Source organism: Pseudohaemophilus parahaemolyticus (assembly GCF_938021905.1).
GTDB classification, from domain to species: Bacteria; Pseudomonadota; Gammaproteobacteria; order Enterobacterales; family Pasteurellaceae; genus Haemophilus_A; species Haemophilus_A parahaemolyticus_B.
This window is the reverse complement of sequence record NZ_CALIFA010000051.1, coordinates 1-7,275: the sequence shown is the minus strand read 5'-3', so window position 1 is coordinate 7,275 and position 7,275 is coordinate 1. Positions and strand designations below refer to the sequence as shown.

Here is a 7,275-nt window from a genome sequence, read left to right as displayed (position 1 = left end):
CACTATTGAGAATAATTCTTATTTATTACAAGTTAAATATTAAAAAATATATGAATATTTTACACAAAATAAATGCTACTCGTTTAGCCTTGATTGATCAAGCCATAACAGCCCAACCGTGCGAAGATAACCTAATTAGTGAAATTGCTGTTGCTCTGGTTTATAACGGCATTTCTCACGCAGTGATGATGTGTACGCCAAATAATTTAGATGATTTTGCGATTGGCTTTTCGCTTTCGGAAGGAATTATTTCTAACAAGTCAGAAATTTACGGCATAGATATTATTGAGCAATGTGATGGCATAGAGGTGCAATTAGAAATTAGCACCCGCCGTTTTGTTGAATTAAAAGAAAAACGCCGGTCAATGACAGGCAGAACAGGTTGTGGCATTTGTGGTGTAGAACAATTAGAACAAATTAAACAGAGTTGTAATTTAGCTAAAAAATCTGACCGCTTGTCAAACATCAACCCGCTTATTTTTAATCACGCACTTGAGCAATTAGAACAAGCCCAACAACTTTCCAAAGAAACAGGTGCAAGCCATGCGGCTGCATTTTTTAGCTCAGAAGGCGAATTACTTGCCATTCGAGAAGATGTTGGCAGACACGTTGCCTTAGATAAACTCATTGGTTGGTACGTTGCAAACAATGAACCTCTTGGCTTTGTGTTTGTAACAAGTCGAGCCAGTTTTGAAATGGTGCAAAAATGCGTTGCAGTAGGGATAGAAATGTTATGTGCCATTTCCGCTACCACTGAAATGGCAGCCAAAATGGCACAAGAAAATGGATTTAGCTTACTCGGTTTTACCCGCAAAGGCAAGGCGACGGTTTATTCGGGTACTAATCGCCTAAATCTTAACTAAATAACAAATCCATTCCGTCAATCAATACTTTGCTTGGTTTATCGAAATACACACCGCTGGTCGGTTCGCCGTTCATTCCACGTAAGAATAAATAAGCAACGCCGCCAAAATCTCGGTCGTAGTCGTAATTCTCACCTAAGCGAGCACGTAGGTAACGATGTACCGCAAGGGTGTAGAGCAAGTATTGTAAATCGTAGCGATATTGTCCTATTGTTTTCGCAAGGCGTGTTTGGCGGTAATCTTGCGGTAAATAGCCTAAGAAGTTCGATTTATAGTCAATCACATAAAATTTACCCTTCGCTTTGGCAATGCAGTCGATAAAACCTCGCACATAACCTGAAAGTTGCGGCAATCGCAATGGTGGCAATTGACGAGCCAATTCGCTATGTTCTTGTAACAGCTGATTGAGCTTGCGTAAGCCCTCTTCATTTTTTAAGCGTAAGAAGAATTGCCACTCATTTAAGCGCTGTTCATTGGAAAAATCGCTCAATGCTAAATTGTCGGCAAATGGCGTGGTGCGAACTTGTTCCATCCATTGCTGAACGGGTTCTTGCCACGCTTCGCCTAAATTGAGTTGTTCGCAAATTGGCAAAATCGCCTCAACTTGAACCGCTTGCTGGAAATCACTATGCTCCATAAAGCGGTGCAAAATATTCCCCACTTTGGTGCTGTGTGGGAACTGGTAAGCGTTTAAGCCATTTGTAATTTCCGCCCCAAAATCGCCCGCTTGTTCAGCCTCCACTTCAAATAATGGCTCGTTGTAAGCGGTCTGATTATCGTAATCTTGTGCAAAATCACTGATTTCCGTGAAGTAATCTGTTTGAGCCTTGTTGTGGCTTTCTAATGCCCAATCGTTATAGTTGCTTAAAGCACTAAAACTCGTGATCTGTCCTTGAACGGTTGGGATTGTGTGGTTAAATTCACGCTCTTGTAATAATGCTGCCTTTTCTTGCTCTGGTGACCAAAAACGTTCCCCGGCACTTTCTGCAAGCATTTGTAATGTGCAATTTAATCCTTTCTCTGCAAAATAGGTTTCTGTGCTACTGCTTGTTTCAGTACCTGTTAAACCGATTTCGCCATTGCTAAGCAAATAGTGAATACTATTCCAACCTTTGCTAAATTGAGCTGGCAAAATCAAGTTCAGCTGCGATTCGGCACGGGTTAAGGCAACATAAAGCAAACGTAGATCTTCCGCATATTCTGCTTGGTTCTTGAGCTGTTGGATGGTTTCCTCTCTTCCGCCAAAATCCCACTGCTTTTGAGCATTCTCATCGTGGTAAATAGAGAGAGCAGATGCTTTTACGCTAGTGCTGTTTTTACCAATAAATGGCAACCAAACGACAGGATATTGCAACCCTTTTGAGCCGTGAATAGTCACGATTTTAATCAATGCCTCTTCGCTTTCTAAACGTAAAGTATGGGTATCGTCACCATTCTCGACATCATTTAGCGTTTGCTCATACCAACGCACTAAGGCACTCTCATTTTCCACCTCTTGCATTGCCGATTGTAAAATTTCCGCAAGGTGGAAGAGGTCGGTTAATAAACGATCTGCATTCGCTCGAGCTTTTAAACGTTCTATTACACCTTCTTGCAAGAAGAGTTGATGTAACATCGGCAACACGCCTTGTGATTGCCAAATCTGTTGATAATGAACAAATTTATCAACATAGTTTTCCCATTGCTGCTCATCATTTTTAAGCTGATAAATCTCTTGTGCGGTTAAACCCCACAAACTTGAACCCAAAGCACAGAGCAAGGTTTTCTGTTGATACGGATTTAAGCAGGCTTTTAACACCCATACTAATTCTGACGCGACCTCACTCTCATAAACACGGCTACGCTCAGAGAGAAAAACAGATTTCAAACCTCGTTTAGCTAAAGTATGTTTCATCAATTTGGCCTGATTATTGCTTCGCACCAAAATCGCAATATCTTTCGCCTCAAAGCTACTTTTCTTCCCACTTTTGACATTTTGTAGATAAATTTCGCCCGCTTGCATTACCATCAATTGCTTTTGAATTTGATCGGCACAATGCTCAGCCGCTTCATTTTCTTTAAATTCAGGCTGCAAATAGCAAACCACATTTTCACTACCGATTAATTCTGCCTCTGGCGTTTTGGCTTTTACCGCTTGAAATGGAATGCCTTGATATAAAAACGGATGGTTTTCTCTATTTTCTGGGAAGGTAAAAATCTGATTTACTGCTTCAACAACCTTCGGCAAAGAACGCCAGTTTTTATCTAAGGTACGTTTTTCATCCGCTTGCTCCGAGGCCTTCAAATAGGTAAAAATATCCGCCCCACGAAATTTGTAGATCGACTGTTTGGGATCTCCAATCATAATAAAGCCCTGATTTTGGACCTCTTCTGCCATATAGATTTGGCTAAAGATTTCGTATTGAGTTTGGTCGGTATCTTGAAATTCGTCAATCATAGCAAACGGATATTGTTGGCGAATCTGGCTTGCCAACTGCTTACCTCGCGTGTTTTTTAAGGCGTGATTGAGCATAATCAGCAAGTCATCAAAACTTTTTTCAGGGTGTGTGGCTTTATAATCCGCCAATTTTTCCCGTAAACGCATTAAGAATTGATAAAGCAAAACCGATTTCTGTTTTGCTTCGAATTGGCTTTGATAAGCGGTCAAAAATGCTTGATTGGTTGCGAAATGCGTCGATGTGAGCGGTTCTGCCCCTTCTTCTGCTTTTTCAATAAGGCTTGTTTGGCAAAAGCGTGAAAAATGCTCTGCGGGGAAATAAATGGCTTCACTTTCCGCCCACGCATCCACCGATTTCAACCAATTTTCCAGATAACGCATTTGATATGAGCGGCGATTCAACGCCTTTTTCACGCCCGTTTTATATTTTTTATCCAGTTCATTGATGATCGGACTTACAATTTCCTCGCGGTTAGCTCGCCAATATTGGCGAACTTCTGCCAATAATTGTTGATAGGCTTGTAAATGCTCGGTAAAAGGTTGGTTAATGCCTTGTTGATCGTCGTTTAACTCTGGCAAAGTTTCTGTCAGATAAGCTCGCACGGCATCCAATGCATCTTGTGGTGTTTTGAGCTCATTCGCTACAATGCTGGTTTCGCTCAAATTCATCGGGTAGAACTGCTCACGCCACACTTCTTGGGCAAGACGCTCTAGCAGATGTTGCTCGTTTTGTTGTAGCTCAAATTCAAAACTGATGCCCGAATCGAATGCAAATTGATAGAGCATCTTTTGGCAGAAGCTGTGAATGGTAAACACGCTTGCCAAATCAATCTCACGCTCGGCAATTCGCAAGCGGAGCAAGGCTTCCTCTTTGTTTTCAACCTGCTTATAAAGATCTGCAAAAAAATCATTATTTTCGACCGCTTTATCTTTGAGTTTGGCGGAGAAAAAAGCATAGCATTGCTGGATGTTCTCGCGGATACGATCTTTGAGCTCTTCGGTTGCGGCTTTGGTAAAGGTTACCACCAGAATTTGCTCCACAGTGAGTGGTTCGAGCGGTTCACCATTGTGGCTTATGCCGAGTAATAAGCGAAGATAGAGGTTTTTAATGGTATGCGTTTTGCCTGTACCTGCTGAAGCCTCAATAAGGCTGGCACAGTTAAGCGGAAGTGTGAGAGGGTTGAGAGTTTGCATAGGTTACCTGAGATAGAAGTATTTGCAGATATTTTCCCTGTCTCTCCCTCAAGGGGAGAGAGTAATTAAAACGATGGTTATTTAATTCTTTCCAATTTTTGAATCAATGCCTCGTGTGGTACTTTCTGAATTTTGCGAATTTGCCAAATTAGTAACCCGCTTGCAAAACTCAAACTAATACAGAAAGTGAGCCAGAAACCTTGGGCTGCCATTGGTTCAACGATGAGAACGGTTCTGGCTAAAATATAGCCGAGCGGCATTCCGACAATCCAATAGCAGAAAATCGTCACATATAAAATGGGTTGCGTGTGCTTATAGCCACGTAATACCCCGTTAGCCACCGCTTGGAGGGCATCGGGGATTTGGTACACCGCAGCAAATAAAAGCAAGTTCGCGGCAATAGAGATCGAAAGCGGATCACGCGTGAATGCAAGCGGGATGTATTTATCTAGCAAGACAATCACAACCGCAGCGCCACACGCGAAGATAAAGCCTGTTAGCAGGGCGTGATAGCTTAATACTTTCGCATCCTCAAGGCGTTTTTGTCCTAAGGTTTGCCCGATTACAATGGTGGTGGCGATGCTAAATGACATCGGGATCATAAAGAAAAGCGAGCTGGTTTGTAATGCCGCTTGATGACTTGCCACTACCTGTGCACCTAATGGCGAGAGGAAGAGTGCGGATGTTGAGAACAGCATCACTTCGGTGAAAGTCGCAAAACCGATGGGCAAACCGAGTTTGCAAATTTTTAGTAAAGTTTGACCGCTTGGCATCTCCATCCATTTGCTGAACAAGCCAATATCTCGTTGAGATTTGTTGGTGTAGCAGTAGTAGAGCATCATCAAGAACATCACCCAGTTCACAATGGCGGTTGCCACACCACAGCCGACCGAACCCATTTCTGGCAAGCCGAATTTACCAAAAATAAAGATGTAGTTAAGCGGAATATTCAGCAATAAGCCGAAGAAGGTGATGATCATCGCAGGCTTTGGATTAGATAAACCGTCATTCATACAGCGAAGGTTGATGGCAAGCAATGCGGGAATGATACCGATTGCCATAATCATCAAATATTGCTGCGATTTAATCGAGAACGATTCAGGCGTGTGCATATAGTCCAAAATCAGATGGCTATTGCAAAAAATCAAAATCAGCGGAATGGACATTGTGAGCACAAGCCAAAAGCCTTGTCGCACTTGATGTGCGATAAGATGGCGTTGGTTCGAACCGTTCAGATAAGAAACAGTTGGCGTAATCGCATTGAGTAAGCCGAGCACAAAGAGGAAAAGCGGGAAATAAATCGAGTTACTGACCGCAATGGCGGAAACATCGTCATCGCTGACTAAGCCTGCCATAACAATATCAGCAAGCCCCATCCCTGAAGCGGAAAGTTGGGAGATAAAAATTGGGATAGTGAGTTTAAAAAGTTTTCTCGCGTTGTGCGGATATTTTTGCCACTGTAAATTCATAAAAACCTCAAATTAGAACGGCTTATTATAGCGAGCCTTACGCTTAAATGCCATTTTTGCCAGAAGTTTTCGCGACTCAAACGATTGGCTATTGCATAATCAATTTAGATCCGCTAGAATTTCTCCCGTTTTTGTCTTAAAAGGCAAACTGTTGAAACAAAATCTGCTTTGATGCAGCTTACATATAAACTAACTAGAGGAATAATACTATTAAACCTGTAAAACGTGTTCAGTCAAATCGCGCTCACCGTCTTAACGAAGAAATCCGTGGCGTGAAGGAAGTTCGCTTAACTGATGAAAATGGCGGGCAAGTTGGTATCGTGTCAATTCAAGATGCTTTGGCGAGAGCGGAAGAAGCTGAGTTAGACTTAGTAGAAATCAGCCCGAATGCTGAACCGCCAGTTTGTCGTATTATGAACTATGGTAAGTTCATTTATGAGAAAGAAAAAGCGGCAAAAGAGCAGAAGAAAAAACAGAAAGTCGTTCAAGTGAAGGAAATTAAATTCCGTCCAGGTACAGATGAAGGCGACTACCAAGTTAAATTACGCAGTATCGTACGTTTCTTAGAAGATGGCGATAAAGTCAAAATTACCGTGCGTTTCCGTGGTCGTGAAATGGCTCACCAAGATATCGGTTTAGATGTATTAGAGCGTGTAAAACAAGATACGGCTGAAATTGCAGCAGTAGAATCTGCACCAGGTAAATTAGAAGGTCGTCAAGCAGTAATGGTTATTGCACCTAAGAAAAAATAATTTCTAATTCTGATGAATTAAATGAATGCAAGCTGACAGAGAATGTGAGCTTGCATTTTTATTTTAAAAATTACCGCTTGCAAAGCGAGCAATATTTCAGTAGAATCTGCCTGTTTTCTTTTACTAGAAGACAAAGATGACAACAGGCACACTACGCAGCCTGGGTTGCTTTTAAATAATGCAATACATTTATTGCTTGAGATGTAATTAGTGCTTAACAAGCAGTATTAGTAATAATGCTCGCCTAATTACTAATGATTAACAAAACAATGCGGAGTTTTTAAAACAATGCCTAAAATTAAAACAGTACGTGGTGCTGCTAAGCGTTTCAAGAAAACAGCTTCAGGCGGTTTCAAACGTAAACAATCTCACTTACGTCATATTTTGACTAAGAAAACCACTAAACGTAAACGTCACTTACGCCACAAATCAATGGTAGCGAAAGCAGACCAAGTATTAGTAGTAGCGTGTTTGCCATACGCATAAGCGTTTGCGTGAAGACGTACTTTAGTGAATTTTAGTTTTTAAATATACATTAGGAGATTAAATAATGGCTCGTG

5 protein-coding genes are annotated in these 7,275 nt (G+C 41.5%); 3 read left to right on the top strand and 2 right to left on the bottom strand.

The window, feature by feature from the left end; translation table 11 throughout:
• Positions 1 to 50 precede the first annotated feature (50 nt).
• Positions 51 to 863 (top strand): formate dehydrogenase accessory sulfurtransferase FdhD, encoded by an 813-nt coding sequence (gene fdhD / locus QMF79_RS04860; RefSeq protein ID WP_281772970.1) that lies wholly within the window; start codon positions 51 to 53, stop codon positions 861 to 863.
• Here fdhD and recB read toward each other — a convergent pair.
• Positions 856 to 4,494, bottom strand: coding sequence for an exodeoxyribonuclease V subunit beta (gene recB, locus QMF79_RS04855; RefSeq protein ID WP_281772968.1), 3,639 nt, complete (start codon positions 4,492 to 4,494; stop codon positions 856 to 858). The genes fdhD and recB overlap by 8 nt on opposite strands.
• Positions 4,495 to 4,571: 77 nt before the next feature.
• Complete coding sequence (locus QMF79_RS04850) at positions 4,572 to 5,963, bottom strand: MATE family efflux transporter (RefSeq protein ID WP_281772967.1); 1,392 nt, start codon at positions 5,961 to 5,963, stop codon at positions 4,572 to 4,574.
• A gap of 209 nt (positions 5,964 to 6,172) precedes the next feature.
• On the opposite strand from QMF79_RS04850, the gene infC reads away from it, so the two are divergent.
• Both infC and rpmI read left to right on the top strand, forming a co-directional pair.
• A complete protein-coding gene (gene infC, locus QMF79_RS04845; protein ID WP_281772969.1) occupies positions 6,173 to 6,715 on the top strand; it encodes a translation initiation factor IF-3 in 543 nt (180 codons plus the stop codon).
• Between the two features lie 288 nt (positions 6,716 to 7,003).
• Positions 7,004 to 7,201, top strand: a complete 198-nt coding sequence (gene rpmI, locus QMF79_RS04840) for a 50S ribosomal protein L35 (protein WP_005596065.1) — start codon at positions 7,004 to 7,006, stop codon at positions 7,199 to 7,201.
• The last annotated feature ends 74 nt before the right edge of the window (positions 7,202 to 7,275 follow it).